This is a genomic window from Agrobacterium sp. A3-95 (assembly GCF_053521785.1).
Window position 1 is genome coordinate 64,487 of record NZ_JBNWDR010000004.1, and the last position, 16,751, is coordinate 81,237.

Here is a 16,751-nt window from a genome sequence, read left to right on the forward strand (position 1 = left end):
GCCGTGATTGTTATGGTTACGTTTTCAAACAAAAATGGCGGAAGGGCAAGCCTTCCGCCACCAGATTTCAACAGGCGACGCGCCGCTTACTGGCCGTAAACGTCGAAATCGAAGTATTTCTTGTTGATTTCCTGGTACTTGCCGTTTGCGCGGATACCGGCGATGGCAGCCGTGAACTTGTCGGCGAGCGCCGTATCGCCCTTGCGAACGGCTACGCCTGCACCATTGCCGTTGATCTCGACATCCACCGGAAGCGGCGTCAGGATCTTGCAGCACTTGCCTGCATCCGACTTCAGCCACTCCGACAGGACGACGATATCGTCGATGACGGCGTCGATGCGGCCGTTGGCGATGTCGAGCTTATATTCGTCGGCGGTCGGGTACATTTTCAGGTCGGAACCCGGGAAGTGCTTTTCGGCATAGTTGGAGTGGGTCGTGGAACCCTGAGCGCCGAGCGACTTGCCCTTGAGGTCGTCGACGGACTTGATCGGCGAATCCTTCGGTACGGCGATTGCTGGCGGGGTGTTGTAATATTTCTTGGAGAAATCGACCTTCTGGAGACGCTCCGGCGTGATCGACATGGACGCGATGATGGCGTCGAACTTCTTTGCCTGCAGGGCGGGGATGATGCCGTCCCAGTCATTGGTGACGAAGGTGCATTCAGCCTTCATTTCGACGCACAGCGCCTTGGCGATGTCGATGTCGAAGCCGGTCAACGTACCGTCGGCTTCCAGATTGTTGAAGGGCGGGTAGGCGCCTTCCGTGCCGATGACGATCTTGTCCTGCGCGAGGGCCGCGCCGGAAAACAGGGAGATGGCGGCAATCGATACGGCTGCGATCAGACGGGTGGAAATAGGCATTTCGATCCTCTCTTTTGGTCGTTCATCCGCAGTCTGTTGTTGTTTTCAGTGCGGACGTCGTGAGCGCAGGCGCAACAGAACGGGTTGCCATTCGTGGCCTTCAGCGCGCGGCAATTATTCGTCCGGTTGGTCAAAAAATGCAACTGCAATATTAGCGCCCTCTTTTTCGTCGCGGAGCTTTCACGAAATGGCCTTGATCTGTTCATTTCCGGTACAGAACGCTTTGGTCATCATGGGAACCGAAGCGTATGCAAGGCGTTGACCAGCGCCTGCACGCGCGGCCGGATTCACAATGTCGCGGCATAAGCGGCGTACAACGATTGGCAGATGAGGAAGCACCGATGCTGAAGAAGAACACATTGCTGACGGGGGTGGTTTTCCCCCTCATGTCGCTGGCGATCGCGGTGGAGCCGGCCGCCGCCGGTTATGCCGGCGCCGCACGGACGCAAACGCAAATGCCCCAGGCACAGGCCCCGGTGATATTGGCGCAGGCGCAGCCGCAAGCGGAGGAGCAGAACCCGGAAGAGTTGCTGCGCAAGCAACGCCAGCAAGCAGAAGAGGCGCAGCCGAAGCCAGAGCCAGAGCCGAAAAAGCAGGAGCAGGCTCCGGAACCGCAGCGCGAACAGCCGAAGGCTGAAGCCGCACCGGCCGAACCGCGTCCTGAACCCAAGCGTGAAGCTCAGCCCGAGCCGCAACGCGAGCCTCAGCCAGAACCGAAACGGCAGCAGCAGCAGCGCGAAGCCCAACCGGAACCGGCGCCAGCTGAACAGCCACCCGCCCGCAAGCAGCGCCCGCAGCCTGAGCCCGAAGCCGCACCTGCACCCGCGGAGCAGCAGCCGCAGGAACGGCCGCGCAAACCGGCTAGAGCCGAGCAGCCGGCAGGCGAGGGCGAGCAACGCCCCGCACGTCCGCGCAAGCCGGAGCCGGCGGCCGAACAGCCAGCCGCACGCCCTGAAAATACCGAGCAGCCGGCGAAACAGCGCGAGCCCGCCGCCGAGAAAAAGCCGGTAGAGGAAAAGGCTCCAGCACCGGAACCGAAATCGGAACCCGCCGAAAAGGCCGTTCCGGAGAAAAAGCCAGCGGCTCCTGAGCCAGCTGTAAAGGAGGCTCCTGTTCCAACGGAAGCGCCGACACCGGCACGGCCACCGGCTCCGGAAGCTCAGCCCAATCCTGCGCCCGGCCAGCAGCCTTCTGAAAAGCAGCCGGTAGAAGGCCAGGGCAAGACGGAGCCTGCAGCGCCGCTGCCGGGTGCTCCGACACCTCCGCCGCCAAGCGGTGCCACGACAGGACAGGCGCCTGCCGGCGAAGCCGTTCCCAATCAGGTCGCCATTCCGCAGACGGAAGCGCCTCCGACGACGAAGCAGGAACTGGACAAGGCCAAGGCTATCGCCAAGGACCCGTCCAAGACTGCCGACACCGTCATTCTGCCCGTCGACAAGGGTGCCGCCGTTCTCGACAGCGACAAGGAAGTGGAGCGCTCCGGTAACAACCAGGCACGCGAGCAACGCCGCCGCGAGCGTGAGCAGGCCGGTGACGTGAAGGTGCCGACTTCCGACGCCGAAGCGCAGCGCGCCGGTGCTGCCGGAGGCAAGGCTCCGCCGCCCGTGAAGATGGAGGCGATTACCTCTCAGCAGGGCGAGCGTGTCGACCGCCGTCCGCAATATGACCGGCCGGAAGGCGCGCGGGAATGGCAGCCGCGCGAAGGCGGCCGGCGCGATCAGGATCGCGATGCGCCGATCATCCTGCAGTTTGGCGACCGCGTGGTTGTGCGCGGCGACGACAATCAGCGCTTCATCCGCGATGGCGGCGAGCCCTATTACGAGCGCCTGCCCGGCGGACGTGTCCGCGAGACCGTCGAGCGTCGCGACGGCACGCAGGTGGTGACGATCCGCAACCGCTATGGCGACGTCATCCAGCGTTCGCGCATCGATGACCGTGGCCGGGAATATGTGCTGTTCTATGCGCCGGAACTGATGGACGAACCGGACCGTGAATATGTCTATCGCGATCCCGGCCTCGACCTGCCGCCGATGCGTCTGCGCATTCCGGTTCGTGACTACATCATCGACACGTCGAGCGATCCGGACCGCGATTACTACCGCTTCCTGGAGCAGCCGCCGGTCGAGCCGGTGGAGCGTGTCTACTCGCTGGATGAAGTGCGTTATTCGGCCCGTATCCGCGACAAGGTGCGCCGTATCGACCTCGATACGATCACATTTGCCACTGGAAGCGCTGATATTCCGATGGCGCAGGCCCGTTCGCTGCGGAAGGTAGCGGATGCGATCAACAAGGCGCTGGCAAAGAACCCGGCGGAAACCTTCTTGATCGAAGGCCACACCGATGCCGTTGGTTCGGATGAAAGCAACCTCGTTCTTTCCGACGAGCGTGCCGCTTCCGTCGCCAATGTCCTGACCGATGTTTACGGCATTCCGCCGGAAAACCTGGCGACGCAAGGCTACGGCGAGCGTTACCTGAAGGTTCAGACACTCGGCCCGGAACAGCAGAACCGCCGCGTCACCATCCGCCGCGTGACACCGCTGGTAAGACCGGTCGCCCAGAACTGATAAGGTTCAGGAACTGAAAAATGAAAGCCCGGAAAGCGCAAAGCTTTCCGGGCTTTTTTATTGGTAGCAAAGTTCCCAGTCCGACACATTATCCGTAACGCCGGACCAGATCCGGGGGCCAGCGTGATCAAATCCGGCATGACTGGGATGCTTCTCACCCTGCCATCATCCTCAAATTTGAGGATAATCCAGCTAGTTAAGCGCCACAGCAATCTCTGCTGCGAGCTGGGCATTGTTGCGTACCAGCGCGATATTGGTCGCGAGGCTGCGGCCGTCGGTCAGGCGGAAGATATCGCCGAGCAGGAAGGGCGTGACGGCCTTGCCGGTGATGTCCTCGCGCTCGGCGTGGGAAATGGCGCGATTGATGTAGATTTCCATCTCCTCGCGCGGAATTTCGTCCTCTTCCGGCACGGGATTGGCAATCAGCATGCCGCCATCGATGCCGAGCTGTTCGCGGGTCGTCTGGAAATTGGCGATGGCTGCAGGGCTGTTGAGCGACAGCGGGCTGGGAAGGCCCGACGAACGCGACCAGAAAGCCGGGAACTCTTCCGAACCGAAAGTCACGACAGGCACGCCGTTGGTTTCGAGAACTTCCAGCGTCTTCGGGATGTCAAGAATGGCCTTGGCGCCGGCGCAGACGACGATCACGCCGGTTTTGGCAAGCTCGGTCAGATCGGCGGAAATATCGAAGGTCTCCTCCGCGCCCTTGTGCACACCGCCGATGCCGCCGGTGGCGAAAACGCGGATGCCGGCGCGGGCAGCGGCAATCATGGTGGCTGCCACTGTCGTGGCACCGGTGCGGCGCTCGGCAATCGCAAAGGCAATATCTGCGCGCGAGACCTTCATGGCGTCGGTGGTCTGGGCAAGCGCTTCGAGCTGCTCCTTCTCGAGGCCGATATGCAGCGTGCCGTGAATGACGGCGATGGTTGCCGGAACGGCTCCCTGATCGCGGATGATCTGTTCGACGCCTTCGGCCATCTCGATATTGCCGGGATAGGGCATGCCGTGGGTGATGATGGTCGATTCCAGCGCGACGATCGGCGCGCCGCGCTGTTTGGCAGCGGCAACCTCTTGCGAATAGACGATGGGCAGGAGCGGGGAGATGGGGCGGGTCATTCTGTTTGTTCCAGACTATAAAAAAACGGGTTCATGCCAGCATTTCGGCCTTGGGGACAAGCCCCAACATGGTCTCGACACTGTCTTTTGACAGGTCTTGGGCGGTGGCGAAAGGCGATTGCACGGTGATGGCGGCCGCCGCGGCACCCAGTCGCAGGGCCTCAGTGATGGTTTTGCCCTCCGTAATCGCGGCGAGATAACCGGAGGCCATGGCGTCTCCGGCGCCGGTTACGTCTTTCACCTCGCGGATGATGGGTGGGTGGAGGCTTGCGGTTTGCGTCGCGTTGAAGGCTACCACTTCGCTTGCGCCACGGGTGATGACGCCGCCGGCAAGGCCTGCCCTGCGGAGAATGCCCGGCCAGTCGCGAACATTGTCTGCCGTCTGTCCCGTCAGCGCGCGCGCCTCTGCCTCGTTCATGAAGAGAATGTCGATATCGGCGAGCATGTCCTTCAGCTTCACCGCCTTGGCGGGCGAAATGGCGATGGCCGCGAGCGGCTTTTGGCAGGCGCGGGCAATGAGACCGAGCGCCTTCAACGTATCCTCCGGCAGATTGGCATCGCAAAGCAGAAGGTCGCTCGCGGTAATCGCGTCACGCACCGCGCGAACTTTGAGGCGGCGCGGCGAAAACAGCTTGTAAAGGTCCATATCCGCAAGTGCGATGACAAGATTGCCGTCGCGCTCCAGAATGGCGGTGTAGCTTGGCGTGCGGCGATCGAGGAAAACGAAGGGCGTATCTTCCACGCCCGCCTGCCTTGCTGCCTCCGCCACCGCTTCGCCGGTCACGTCGCCGCCGCGCGGTGCGATGATACGGACGGCAAAACCGAGCCGGGAAAGATTGCGCGCCGCATTGAAACCGCCGCCGCCAGCCTCTTCCATCCATGAGCCAGGATTGCTGGCGCCGGGCGCCGTTTCAGTCTCGATCATGCCGCGCCTGTCTATATGCGCGCCGCCCAGAACGAGTATTTTCTTCACGCTTGTGTTTCCCTCTTTCGCGGATGGAAAAGGTGGACGATTCGCCCCAATCTTTTGTTTGTTCCCCTTCACATCCGGTCCGCAGCGATAGGCCGGACACGGAAAAACGAAAGCAGAACAAACCACTTATCGCTATTTGTTTTCAATATGCTGGCTGCGCCTTGCGATATGAGAACAAATAGAGTACATCCTATTTCCATACTGCTTCATTGCCTGTGCGGCTTCAATAACTTAAAGGTGGATCGGATGGCACAAAATTCTTTGCGTCTCGTAGAGGATAAATCGGTGGATAAAAGCAAGGCACTGGAAGCGGCGCTCTCCCAGATCGAACGGTCGTTCGGCAAGGGATCGATCATGAAGCTCGGTTCCAATGAAAACGTGGTTGAAGTAGAGACCATTTCGACGGGTTCTCTCAGCCTGGATATAGCGCTCGGTATCGGCGGCCTGCCGAAGGGGCGTATCGTTGAGATTTACGGCCCGGAAAGCTCCGGTAAGACGACGCTTGCGTTGCAGACGATCGCGGAAGCCCAGAAAAAGGGCGGCATCTGCGCCTTCGTGGATGCCGAGCACGCGCTCGATCCGGTCTATGCCCGCAAGCTCGGTGTGGATTTGCAGAACCTTCTGATCTCGCAGCCGGATACGGGTGAGCAGGCGCTTGAAATCACCGATACGCTGGTGCGCTCCGGTGCCGTCGACATTCTGGTCGTGGACTCGGTTGCGGCGCTGACGCCGCGTGCCGAAATCGAAGGCGAGATGGGTGACAGCCTGCCGGGCCTTCAGGCACGTCTGATGAGCCAGGCGCTGCGCAAGCTGACCGCCTCGATCTCCAAGTCGAAGTGCATGGTGATCTTCATCAATCAAATCCGCATGAAGATCGGCGTCATGTTCGGTTCGCCGGAAACGACGACGGGCGGTAATGCGCTTAAATTCTACGCCTCGGTGCGTCTCGACATTCGCCGTATCGGCGCCGTCAAGGAGCGTGAAGAGGTTGTCGGCAACCAGACCCGCGTCAAGGTCGTCAAGAACAAGATGGCACCGCCTTTCAAGCAGGTGGAATTCGACATCATGTATGGCGAAGGCGTTTCCAAGACCGGCGAGCTTGTCGATCTCGGCGTGAAAGCCGGTATCGTCGAGAAATCCGGTGCATGGTTCTCCTATAACAGCCAGCGTTTGGGGCAGGGGCGTGAAAATGCCAAGACCTTCCTGCGCGACAATCCGGAAATGGCAAGCGAGATCGAACTGGCGCTGCGCCAGAACGCTGGTCTGATCGCCGATCGGTTCCTGCAGAATGGCGGCCCGGAAGCCGGCGAAAGCGACGACGGTCCCGACGAGGGCTGATGCATTCGAAGGTCCGGGCGTTCGCGTCCGGTGGCTTTGCCGGCATGAGCCGGTATGGATCAAAAGGGTCGCGCGATTTTCCTCGCGTGGCCCTTTTTCTTTGCCTAGACGCCTTGGTGCGCCTCCATGGCTGGACAGGGCAGGATGCGGACGATAAAAGCCTTTGATTTTGCAAGATAGCCATCATTCGGGATGGCGGTGATGGACTCCAGCTGTGAGCGGTGTGTGGGCATGAGCGGTGTGAATGAAATTCGGTCGACCTTTCTCGACTACTTCAAGAAGAACGGACACGAGATTGTGCCCTCCAGCCCGCTGGTGCCGCGCAACGATCCGACGCTGATGTTCACCAATGCCGGTATGGTGCAGTTCAAGAACGTCTTCACCGGTCTCGAAAGCCGTCCTTATTCCACCGCCGCCTCGGCGCAGAAATGCGTGCGCGCCGGTGGCAAGCATAACGACCTGGACAATGTCGGTTATACGGCCCGTCACCATACGTTCTTCGAAATGCTCGGCAATTTCTCCTTTGGCGACTACTTCAAGGAAGAGGCGATTACCCATGCCTGGAACCTGATCACCAAGGAATTCGGCATCGATCGCAACCGTCTGCTGGTCACGGTCTACCACACCGACGACGAGGCTTTTAATCTCTGGAAGAAGATCGCCGGTTTCTCTGACGATCGCATCATCCGTATTCCGACCAGCGATAATTTCTGGGCCATGGGCGATACCGGTCCGTGCGGTCCCTGCTCGGAAATCTTCTATGACCACGGCGATCATATCTGGGGCGGACCGCCCGGTTCGCCGGAAGAGGATGGCGACCGTTTCATCGAGATCTGGAACCTCGTCTTCATGCAATATGAGCAGCTGACGAAGGAAGAGCGCATCGATCTGCCGCGCCCGTCTATCGACACCGGCATGGGTCTCGAGCGCATTTCGGCGTTGTTGCAGGGCAAACACGACAATTACGACACCGATCTGTTCCGGGCGCTGATTTCGGCCTCTGTCGAAGCGACCGGCGTTCCGGCAGAGGGCGAGAAGCGCGCCAGCCACCGCGTCATTGCTGATCATCTGCGCTCCTCCGCTTTCCTGATCGCCGATGGCGTCCTGCCGTCGAATGAGGGCCGTGGTTACGTTCTGCGCCGCATCATGCGCCGCGCCATGCGCCATGCCGAGCTTCTCGGTTCGCGCGAGCCGCTGATCTACAAGCTGCTGCCGGCGCTGATACAGCAGATGGGCCGCGCCTATCCGGAACTGGTTCGCGCCGAGGCGCTGATCTCCGAGACGCTGAAGCTTGAGGAAACCCGTTTCCGCAAGACGCTGGAACGCGGCCTGTCGCTGCTGTCCGACGCGACTTCGACCCTGCACAAGGGCGACATGCTGGACGGCGAAACCGCCTTCAAGCTTTACGATACCTATGGCTTCCCGCTCGATCTGACGCAGGATGCGCTGCGCGCCCGCGAAATCGGCGTCGATATTTCCGGCTTCACCGATGCCATGCAGCGCCAGAAGGCGGAAGCACGCTCGCACTGGGCTGGTTCCGGCGACAAGGCGACCGAAACGGTGTGGTTCGAACTGAAGGAAAAGCTCGGCGCGACCGAATTCCTTGGTTACGACACTGAAACCGCCGAAGGCGTCATTCAGGCGATCGTCAAGGACGGCAAGTCGGTGGATAGTGCTGCCGAGGGCGAGACGGTTCAGATCGTCGTCAACCAGACGCCATTTTATGGCGAGTCCGGCGGTCAGATGGGCGATACCGGCGTAATCTCTGGCGATAACGGCACCTTTACCGTTTCAGAAACCCAGAAGAAGGGCGAGGGCCTTTTCGTGCATTCCGGCACGGTGTCCAAGGGTGGATTGAAGCTCGATGACGCCGTGCAACTGACGGTCGATCACGACCGCCGCTCGCGTCTGCGCGCCAACCACTCCGCCACCCACCTGCTGCATGAGGCGCTGCGCGAGGTTCTTGGCACGCACGTTGCTCAGAAGGGTTCGCTGGTCGCACCCGAGCGTCTGCGCTTTGACGTTTCGCATCCGAAGCCGATGTCGGCCGAGGAGCTGAAGGTCGTCGAGGAAATGGCAAACGAGATCGTCTTGCAGAACTCGCCTGTCGTGACGCGTCTGATGAGCGTTGACGACGCCATCGCCGAGGGTGCTATGGCACTGTTTGGCGAAAAATACGGCGATGAAGTCCGCGTTGTGTCCATGGGCACCGGTGTTCACGGTGCGAAAGCCAACCGTCCGTACTCGGTCGAGCTTTGCGGCGGCACCCATGTTGCCGCAACCGGCCAGATTGGCCTTATCCGCATTCTTGGCGAAAGTGCCGTCGGTGCGGGCGTGCGCCGTCTTGAGGCCGTAACGGGTCAGGGCGCGCTTGCCTATCTCTCCGAGCAGGATGAGCGCGTAAAGGCACTGGCCTCGTCGCTGAAGGTTCAGCCGGGCGATGTGCTGTCGCGTGTCGAGGGACTTCTCGACGAGCGCAAGAAGCTGGAGCGCGAGCTTGCGGATGCCCGCAAGAAACTCGCAATGGGCGGCGGCTCGTCGGATGCCGGCGCAAACGACGTACAGCAGGTTGCTGGCGTCAATTTCCTCGCAAAATCCCTGTCCGGCATCGATGCCAAGGACCTCAAGGGTCTTGCAGATGAAGCCAAGGCCAATATCGGCTCCGGCGTCGTGCTGCTGATCGCCGTGTCCGAAGACGGCAAGGCAAGTGCTGTTGCTGCCGTGACCGAGGATCTGACTGGCCGTTTCAGCGCCGTCGATATCGTCCGCACGGCCTCTGCGGCCCTCGGCGGCAAGGGCGGCGGTGGACGCCCGGATATGGCGCAGGCCGGCGGCCCCGATGGCGCCAAGGCACAGGACGCCATCAACGCGGTGGCAGCGGCCCTGGCGGCCTGATCTGGATGAATTGAAAAAAGGCGGGGTTCTACCCCGCTTTTTTGATTCTGGATGTTGAAATCCGAAAGGAACGTGATGCGCTTTGTAAATCCCATCCCTTTCGTGTGCGATATCAACCGCTCCAGGGAGTTTTATCGTGACAGGCTCGGCCTGAAGGTTTTGGACGATTTCGGAAATTTTGTCCTCTTTGAAAGCGGCTTTGCAATCCATGAGGGGCGTTCGCTCGAACAGACGGTCTGGCGGACATCGCCGGACACGGACAAACCTTACGGCAGAAGGAATCTGCTGCTCTATTTCGAACATGAGGATGTCGATGCGGCATTTCGGAATATTGCGCCGCATGTGGAGTTGATCCATCCCGTTGAGCGGCAGGCATGGGGACAGAGAGTGTTCCGTTTTTATGATCCGGACGGGCATGCAGTCGAGATCGGCGAACCACTCGCCCAGTCCAACGAATAAGCCCGCTTCCAAAATCCGTTTTGTGACCCTTGTAAGCGCTCGTGCTCCGCTTTCAGGCGAAATGCCTGTCAGTTTCCTCAACCCGCCGCCTGCATATCCTTCGCTGCCGCTTCGTCAAGCTGTGTGGCCCGCTTGAAGGCGGGGCGGTCGGTCAGATGCGCCATATAGTCCGTGAAGGCCGGACGTTTTTCGATTGTGCCGAACTGCAGGCCCCAGCCGACGTGGGCACCTACATAGACATCCGCCGCAGTGAAGTGATCGCCGGCAATGAACCGGTTTTCGCTGACGGCACGTTCGAGCGTGTTGATCGCATCCGCATAGCTGCCGCAGCCAGCCATACGCAGCTTTTCCTGCGGCACCTCGAAACCCATCGCCTTCATGCTGGTTGTCATTTCCAACGGACCGGCAGCAAAAAACATCCAGCGGTAATAAAGTCCGCGCGCTTTGGGCGTCGGCGCAAGGTTGGCGCCCGGAAAGGCATCCGCCAGATAGGCGCAGATCGCTGCCGCTTCGGTGACAATGGTGTCGCCGTGTTTGATGGCGGGCACCTTGGCCATCGGGTTGATCAGCCGATAGGCCGGCGATTTCATCGACGTCGAGAAGCCCAGTATCTCTGTCTTGTAGGGAACGCCCACTTCCTCGAGCATCCATCGCGCAATGCGTCCGCGCGACATGGGATTGGTGTAGAAGATCAATTCACTCATTGCTTTGCCTCCCCAAGCAAAATTGCAAAAGCATCATTGAAAACCTGCGCGCAGTTCGCGCTGACACGGTGCGTTTTTATAGTCCACAGCATTATCTGTTTTCCCGAAGGATCGCGCTGGTAACCACATGAATTTTTGACTGTGCCGGACAAGTTATGTGTCGTTTTATGCTGTTTCAGCTATATATTTTTATTTTTCTGACTGCGGCACGCTGTGGAATCGAAGTCTGCGCCTAGTGCAACATCTAAGCAAGATACTGTGAACAAAAAAAGAAACCCGGCGTTGCGGCCGGGTTTCCTTTTGTCGATATTTCAAACGGGCAGCGCCCCGTTCTTTTAAGCCGCCATCGCCGTCTTGAGGTTTTCATCGATCTTGTCGAGGAAGGCGGTGGTGGAGAGCCAGGGCTGGTCCGGACCGATGAGGAGCGCGAGGTCCTTGGTCATGAAGCCGCTTTCGACGGTGTCGACGCAGACGGTTTCGAGCGTTGCTGCGAACTTTGCGAGTTCTGCATTGTCGTCCAGCTTGGCGCGGTGGGCGAGGCCACGGGTCCAGGCGAAGATCGAAGCGATCGAGTTGGTCGAAGTTTCCTGACCCTTCTGGTGCTGGCGGTAGTGGCGCGTGACCGTGCCGTGTGCCGCTTCAGCTTCAACCGTGCGGCCGTCCGGCGACAGGAGAACGGAGGTCATCAGGCCGAGCGAACCGAAGCCCTGGGCAACCGTATCAGACTGAACGTCGCCATCGTAGTTCTTGCAGGCCCAGACGTAACCGCCGGACCACTTCAGAGCGGAGGCGACCATGTCGTCGATCAGGCGGTGTTCATAGATGATGCCGATTTCATCGAACTTCGCCTTGAACTCGGTCTGGTAGACTTCTTCGAAGATGTCCTTGAAGCGGCCGTCATAGGCCTTCAGGATGGTGTTCTTGGTGGACAGGTAAACCGGCCACTTGCGCATCAGGCCGTACATCATGGATGCGCGGGCGAATTCGCGGATGGATTCGTCAAGGTTGTACATTGCGAGTGCAACGCCAGCGCTCGGAGCGTCGAAGACGTCCTTTTCAATGACCTGACCGTCTTCGCCGACGAACTTGATCGTCAGCTTGCCCTTGCCGGGGAACTTGAAATCGGTTGCCTTGTACTGGTCGCCGAAGGCGTGGCGGCCGACGACGATCGGCTTCGTCCAGCCGGGAACGAGGCGGGGAACGTTCTTGCAGATGATCGGCTCGCGGAAGATGACGCCGCCCAGAATGTTGCGGATCGTGCCGTTCGGGCTCTTCCACATCTGCTTCAGGCCGAATTCCTCGACGCGCTGCTCGTCCGGCGTGATCGTCGCGCACTTGATGCCGACGCCGTGCTTCTTGATGGCATGTGCCGCATCGACGGTTACCTGGTCGTTGGTAGCATCGCGGTTTTCGACCGAGAGGTCATAATATTCGATGTCGAGATCGAGGTATGGCAGGATCAGCTTGTCCTTGATGAGCTGCCAGATGATACGGGTCATTTCGTCGCCGTCGAGATCGACGACTGGATTGGCTACCTTGATCTTTGCCATGAATTCCTCACCTTCGAAGCTGTGGCGCCTAGTGACGCCGGTATTCGGAAAAATATCCGGTGCGGCTATAGCATCGCGCGCGCCTGAGGCAAAGCCATGGGGGGCGCTTTTTTGGCGCGGTGCAATAACGCTTTGCGCATTGCCAAACCATATTGCCGGAATACAGTCAGGCGAATCGCTTCGCCCGCGCGTCGGGCCTACCTCCGGGATCACATCATGCGGAATATTCTGCTTCTGACTGCCGCCGTCTTCTTTTCCCACAGCGCCCTTGCGGCCGGCCCTGCCGATCCCGTCCAGAAGGTGATGGACATTACCGTCAAGAACTGGTCCGGCGATGCGGAAAACTGGAAATACATCTTCGACGAGGACATGCTGACCAGCCTGTTCAGCAAGGACTTCGTTGCCCAATACCGCGAAGCTTCCAAGAAGCCGGCTTACGAGGCGGAAAGCGGCGAGACCGGCGATCCCTTCGGCTACGATGTGGTGACCAACTCACAGGATGGCTGTCCGCTGGTGGATGTTTCGGTAACGCCCGGTGAGGTGAAGGACGGCGTGACTGACGTGACGGCGAAGTTCAAGCTCTGGGCCTGCATGGATGAGGCAGAGATGAAGGCAACGGTCGACGAGGTGCATTTCGATGTCATCGAGGAAAACGGCCAGCCTGTCATCAGCGACATTCACCGGGTTGGAGACGAGGGCAGGGATTCGCTGCGCGCAGAGATGGCGGCGATCATCAAGGGCGAATAACAGGGCGTTCTGCCTGCCCCGGCTTTGATTTTGGCGCCGATCTGTGCCAGTGAAGCGCGCTTTAGAGCATTTTCAGGAAAAGCGGCGACCGGTTTTCAGTCTGGAAATGCGCGAAAACCATAAAACGCATCGGCCTGAAAATCGATGCGGCGCTTCAGAAACTGGAAAACGACGATGGCAGGCACAAACAGCGAGCTTGAACTTGTGGCGGAAGGCCCGGCGATCATTCTGGTCGAACCGCAGCTCGGCGAAAATATCGGCATGGTGGCACGGGCAATGGCCAATTTCGGTCTTGCCGAACTTCGCCTCGTCAAGCCGCGTGACGGCTGGCCGAACGAGAAGGCGCGCGCCGCCGCTTCCAAGGCCGATCATGTCATCGACGGGACGAAGGTGTTCGAGACGCTGGAAGAGGCGATCAAGGATCTCAATTTCGTCTATGCCACGACCGCGCGGGAGCGTTACGGTTTCAAACCGGTTCGTGCCCCCGTCACCGCAGCCGGCACGCTGCGCGCGAAGTTCAAGGCGGGTGAAAGAACCGGCATCCTGTTCGGGCGTGAGCGCTGGGGCCTTACCAATGAAGAAGTGGCGCTGGCCGATGAGATCGTGACATTTCCGGTCAACCCCGCCTTCGCCTCGCTCAACATCGCGCAGGCCGTGCTTTTGATGTCCTATGAGTGGATGAAATCCGGCATGGACGATCTGGACGAGACGCTTTTCCAGCCTATCGAGCAGCGGCCCTCGACCAAGGAACAGGTCTTCGGCCTGTTCGAACACATCGAGGAGGCGCTCGATGCGCGCGGATATTTTCATCCGCCCGAAAAAAAGCCGAAAATGGTGGACAATCTGCGTGCGGTGCTGTCGAGACGCGGCTTTTCCGAGCAGGAAATCAGTGTTTTCCGTGGCGTGATCAGGTCACTTGATCGTTTTCCCCGGCAGTGGCCTAAGCAGGCAGGCCGGGCCGGAACGGCGGAGGGACCATTGTCGGAGAGGGCTGGGGAGAATGCTGAAGACGACTGAGGCTCTGGCCGATGTTCTCAAACCGGTGCTGGTATTCGATTCCGGCATTGGTGGGCTCACGGTACTGCGCGAGGCGCGCGTGCTGATGCCCGAGCGCGGTTTCATCTATGTGGCCGACGACGCCGGTTTCCCCTATGGCGGCTGGGAAGAGGAGGCGCTGAAAGCGCGCATTCTTTCGCTCTTCGAAAAGCTGCTTGAAAACTATAGCCCTGAAGTCTGCATCATTGCCTGCAACACCGCCTTCACACTGGCAGGCGCCGATCTTCGGGCGCGCTTCCCTGATATGACTTTCGTCGGCACCGTTCCAGCTATCAAACCTGCGGCCGAACGCACCCGTTCCGGTCTCGTTTCCGTGCTGGCAACACCCGGCACCGTCAAGCGCGCCTATACGCGCGATCTCATCCAGTCATTCGCCACGCAATGCCATGTTCGCCTCGTGGGGTCGGAAAATCTGGCGCGTATGGCCGAAAGCTGGATCAGGGGCGAACCGATCTCCGATGAAGCCGTGCTGGCGGAAATCGAACCCTGCTTCATCGATAGCGACGGCAAGCGCACCGATATCGTTGTTCTCGCCTGCACTCATTATCCCTTCATGGCCAATGTGTTTCGCCGGCTGGCGCCATGGCCGGTGGACTGGCTCGATCCGGCGGAAGCGATTGCCCGTCGCGCGCGCCACCTGGTGCCGCTGCCGCAGGATGCGGAGCATCCAGATGGTTTCGATTTCGCCGTTTTCACTTCCGGCAAGCCGGATTTCGCCACACGGCGGCTGATGCAGGGTTTTGGCCTCAGCGTCTCGCTGAGCTGAACGGCTTGTTGCATTTTTGCATCTATTCTGCCGGACTTTTGCAATTCGAGATTGCGACCTCTTGTCGCGCCCGGCATCTCGTGTAAGATGCATCTTGTCTGTAACCGCTATAAAAAGGAGGCGTGGAATGACTGACTATATGAATATGCGCCTTACCGGCATGTCTGGCTTTTCCGGCATGGTCATCGGCGGTTACATGTCCCGAGGCATCGACCTCCGATAAGGCTTCCTGCCTGATTTCCCTGCCGTTTGGCATCTTCACTTCGTCTGACAGCTGAATTGTGCGTCCGCGCTACCGCGTGTTGCGCCCGCCGTTCCCGCATGTCGTTTTATCATCGATAAAGGACCTGGCTGCTTCGCCGCGCCGGGACGGATTTCCCATGCAGAAAAATCAACCATTGGTAGCATATGCGCTGCCGGATGCGGTCGATCGCCTGTTCGTCACATTCGGCGTCTGGAAAACTCTGAAAGCGGTTCTCGTCGCGGCAATGGTGCCGCGCCCGCCGCCGACCGATCTTTCCGATCTGCCGGAGCGTCTTCTGGACGATATCGGCCTGGAGCCGTCCGACCGAAAAATGCGGCGGGAGTGGGCACCTCCTTACTGGGCACCGCGGTTTTGATGACGACAGCCTCTCCGGCGAGAAAATGCCGGGGAGGCTCTCTCGTCCGTTTCATACTTCTAAGGATGTTCGAAATGCGCGCGTCCGTCATGCCGGACTTGACCCGGCATCCACCCACGGCGCGTCCGCGAGGAGTTCATCGCCGCACTTCAGTTTTCCGTAACGGAAGCTGCGGAAAGGCCTGGCATATAGCGCGTTGCACTATTCTCGGGAACGTCCGGGCGGGCGTTACCCCTGATCTTGCCCTGCGGCTGGAGCGGGCAGGGGTCAGCGCGGCGCGGCATGGCTTGCCATGCAGTCAAATTACGATCTTGCACAGGCAATGAAGCGGCAGCAGCAGCCCCTTCGTCCGCTGGATGACAAAGCGGCATAGTCCCCGACAATCTGGCTTGATACCGTGCGCTTTTGGTGGCTTGCTCCAAAGACCGAACGGGAGAGATTGCATCATGCCACTGGAGAACTGGCTGGCCTTCGTGGCCGCATCCGCCATCATGCTTGCCATTCCGGGGCCGACGATCCTGCTGGTGATTTCTTATGCTCTGGGGCATGGACGCAAGGCGAGCACCGCGACGGTGACGGGTGTGGCGCTTGGTGATTTCACTGCGATGACGGCCTCCATGCTGGGGCTCGGCGCGCTGCTTGCGACATCGGCGGCCCTTTTTACCGGTCTGAAATGGATCGGTGCGGCTTACCTCATCTATCTCGGCGTCAAGCTGTGGCGTTCGCCGGTCGGCGGAGAAGGTGCAGAAGGGACAGGCGTGACCGGCCGTGAAAGGCCGCTCAAAATCTTCCTGCATGCCTATGTCGTCACGGCGCTGAACCCCAAGAGCATTGTCTTCTTCGTCGCCTTCCTGCCGCAGTTTCTGGTGCCGACGCTGCCTTTATGGCCGCAGGTGCTGATTTTCGAAGCGACATTCCTTGTGCTTGCCAGCTGCAATGCGGCGCTTTATGGACTTCTGGCAAGTGCCGCCCGCAATACGATCCGCAAACCCAGGGTTCAGCGCATCGTCAACCGCACGGGCGGCGGTCTCCTGATCGGCGCCGGTCTCATTACATTTGGCTGGAAGAGGGCGGTTTCGGCGTAAAGCGCCCGTCGATCGCCT

14 protein-coding genes are annotated in these 16,751 nt (G+C 59.9%); 9 read left to right on the plus strand and 5 right to left on the minus strand.

From position 1 onward, the window contains the following. Positions 1–86: 86 nt before the first annotated feature. The gene (locus tag ACQZ5Y_RS12610; protein ID WP_174049687.1) at positions 87–860 is read right to left on the minus strand and encodes an ABC transporter substrate-binding protein; all 774 of its coding nucleotides are present in this window, start codon (positions 858–860) and stop codon (positions 87–89) included. A 341-nt stretch (positions 861–1,201) separates the two neighbouring features. Here ACQZ5Y_RS12610 and ACQZ5Y_RS12615 point away from each other — a divergent pair, with 341 nt between their 5' ends. Next, on the plus strand, positions 1,202–3,424 hold the full coding sequence (locus tag ACQZ5Y_RS12615; RefSeq protein WP_113555734.1) for an OmpA family protein: 2,223 nt from the start codon (positions 1,202–1,204) through the stop codon (positions 3,422–3,424). Positions 3,425–3,616: 192 nt separating this feature from the next. Here the strand turns inward: ACQZ5Y_RS12615 and ACQZ5Y_RS12620 are convergent, their stop codons facing one another. Then, positions 3,617–4,540 (minus strand): pseudouridine-5'-phosphate glycosidase, encoded by a 924-nt coding sequence (locus ACQZ5Y_RS12620; RefSeq protein ID WP_003516064.1) that lies wholly within the window; start codon positions 4,538–4,540, stop codon positions 3,617–3,619. A 31-nt stretch (positions 4,541–4,571) separates the two neighbouring features. After that, positions 4,572–5,513 (minus strand): PfkB family carbohydrate kinase, encoded by a 942-nt coding sequence (locus tag ACQZ5Y_RS12625; RefSeq protein WP_112497475.1) that lies wholly within the window; start codon positions 5,511–5,513, stop codon positions 4,572–4,574. 246 nt (positions 5,514–5,759) lie between these two features. Between ACQZ5Y_RS12625 and recA the strand changes: the two genes are divergently transcribed. The 3 genes from recA to ACQZ5Y_RS12640 all read left to right on the plus strand — a co-directional run bounded on the left by recA (position 5,760) and on the right by ACQZ5Y_RS12640 (position 10,205). Next, positions 5,760–6,851, plus strand: coding sequence for a recombinase RecA (gene recA, locus ACQZ5Y_RS12630; RefSeq protein ID WP_003516062.1), 1,092 nt, complete (start codon positions 5,760–5,762; stop codon positions 6,849–6,851). A gap of 231 nt (positions 6,852–7,082) precedes the next feature. Beyond that, entirely contained in the window at positions 7,083–9,746 is a 2,664-nt protein-coding gene (gene alaS, locus ACQZ5Y_RS12635) for an alanine--tRNA ligase (protein ID WP_003516058.1), read from the plus strand. A gap of 75 nt (positions 9,747–9,821) precedes the next feature. Beyond that, positions 9,822–10,205 (plus strand): VOC family protein, encoded by a 384-nt coding sequence (locus tag ACQZ5Y_RS12640; RefSeq protein WP_026331055.1) that lies wholly within the window; start codon positions 9,822–9,824, stop codon positions 10,203–10,205. A gap of 77 nt (positions 10,206–10,282) precedes the next feature. Here ACQZ5Y_RS12640 and ACQZ5Y_RS12645 read toward each other — a convergent pair whose 3' ends face one another. Beyond that, complete coding sequence (locus ACQZ5Y_RS12645; protein WP_003516054.1) at positions 10,283–10,909, minus strand: glutathione S-transferase family protein; 627 nt, start codon at positions 10,907–10,909, stop codon at positions 10,283–10,285. A gap of 335 nt (positions 10,910–11,244) precedes the next feature. Next, a complete protein-coding gene (locus ACQZ5Y_RS12650) occupies positions 11,245–12,459 on the minus strand; it encodes an NADP-dependent isocitrate dehydrogenase (protein WP_003516051.1) in 1,215 nt (404 codons plus the stop codon). 216 nt (positions 12,460–12,675) lie between these two features. Here ACQZ5Y_RS12650 and ACQZ5Y_RS12655 point away from each other — a divergent pair, with 216 nt between their 5' ends. The 5 genes from ACQZ5Y_RS12655 (at position 12,676) to ACQZ5Y_RS12675 (ending at position 16,733) form a co-directional block, all read left to right on the plus strand. After that, positions 12,676–13,206, plus strand: a complete 531-nt coding sequence (locus ACQZ5Y_RS12655; RefSeq protein WP_162719819.1) for a hypothetical protein — start codon at positions 12,676–12,678, stop codon at positions 13,204–13,206. A gap of 174 nt (positions 13,207–13,380) precedes the next feature. After that, on the plus strand, positions 13,381–14,223 hold the full coding sequence (locus ACQZ5Y_RS12660; protein WP_003516049.1) for an RNA methyltransferase: 843 nt from the start codon (positions 13,381–13,383) through the stop codon (positions 14,221–14,223). Further along, a complete protein-coding gene (gene murI, locus ACQZ5Y_RS12665) occupies positions 14,207–15,028 on the plus strand; it encodes a glutamate racemase (protein ID WP_080798285.1) in 822 nt (273 codons plus the stop codon). Before ACQZ5Y_RS12660 ends, murI begins: the two co-directional genes overlap by 17 nt. Before the next feature lie 380 nt (positions 15,029–15,408). Then, on the plus strand, positions 15,409–15,648 hold the full coding sequence (locus ACQZ5Y_RS12670) for a DUF1127 domain-containing protein (RefSeq protein ID WP_013636401.1): 240 nt from the start codon (positions 15,409–15,411) through the stop codon (positions 15,646–15,648). Between the two features lie 446 nt (positions 15,649–16,094). Continuing rightward, positions 16,095–16,733 carry a LysE family translocator gene (locus ACQZ5Y_RS12675; RefSeq protein WP_149910003.1) on the plus strand — a complete coding sequence of 213 codons (639 nt, stop codon included), beginning with the start codon at positions 16,095–16,097 and terminating at the stop codon, positions 16,731–16,733. Positions 16,734–16,751: the final 18 nt, after the last annotated feature.

What these genes read in the sequence shown, in the direction of transcription:
- ACQZ5Y_RS12675 (WP_149910003.1), top strand. Translation starts at nt 16,095, where the DNA reads ATGCCACTGGAGAACTGGCTGGCCTTCGTGGCCGCATCCGCCATCATG.
- ACQZ5Y_RS12645 (WP_003516054.1), bottom strand. Translation starts at nt 10,909, where the DNA reads ATGAGTGAATTGATCTTCTACACCAATCCCATGTCGCGCGGACGCATT.
- murI (WP_080798285.1), top strand. Translation starts at nt 14,207, where the DNA reads ATGCTGAAGACGACTGAGGCTCTGGCCGATGTTCTCAAACCGGTGCTG.
- alaS (WP_003516058.1), top strand. Translation starts at nt 7,083, where the DNA reads ATGAGCGGTGTGAATGAAATTCGGTCGACCTTTCTCGACTACTTCAAG.
- ACQZ5Y_RS12640 (WP_026331055.1), top strand. Translation starts at nt 9,822, where the DNA reads ATGCGCTTTGTAAATCCCATCCCTTTCGTGTGCGATATCAACCGCTCC.
- ACQZ5Y_RS12620 (WP_003516064.1), bottom strand. Translation starts at nt 4,540, where the DNA reads ATGACCCGCCCCATCTCCCCGCTCCTGCCCATCGTCTATTCGCAAGAG.
- ACQZ5Y_RS12670 (WP_013636401.1), top strand. Translation starts at nt 15,409, where the DNA reads ATGCAGAAAAATCAACCATTGGTAGCATATGCGCTGCCGGATGCGGTC.
- ACQZ5Y_RS12610 (WP_174049687.1), bottom strand. Translation starts at nt 860, where the DNA reads ATGCCTATTTCCACCCGTCTGATCGCAGCCGTATCGATTGCCGCCATC.
- ACQZ5Y_RS12615 (WP_113555734.1), top strand. Translation starts at nt 1,202, where the DNA reads ATGCTGAAGAAGAACACATTGCTGACGGGGGTGGTTTTCCCCCTCATG.
- ACQZ5Y_RS12650 (WP_003516051.1), bottom strand. Translation starts at nt 12,459, where the DNA reads ATGGCAAAGATCAAGGTAGCCAATCCAGTCGTCGATCTCGACGGCGAC.
- ACQZ5Y_RS12655 (WP_162719819.1), top strand. Translation starts at nt 12,676, where the DNA reads ATGCGGAATATTCTGCTTCTGACTGCCGCCGTCTTCTTTTCCCACAGC.
- ACQZ5Y_RS12660 (WP_003516049.1), top strand. Translation starts at nt 13,381, where the DNA reads ATGGCAGGCACAAACAGCGAGCTTGAACTTGTGGCGGAAGGCCCGGCG.
- recA (WP_003516062.1), top strand. Translation starts at nt 5,760, where the DNA reads ATGGCACAAAATTCTTTGCGTCTCGTAGAGGATAAATCGGTGGATAAA.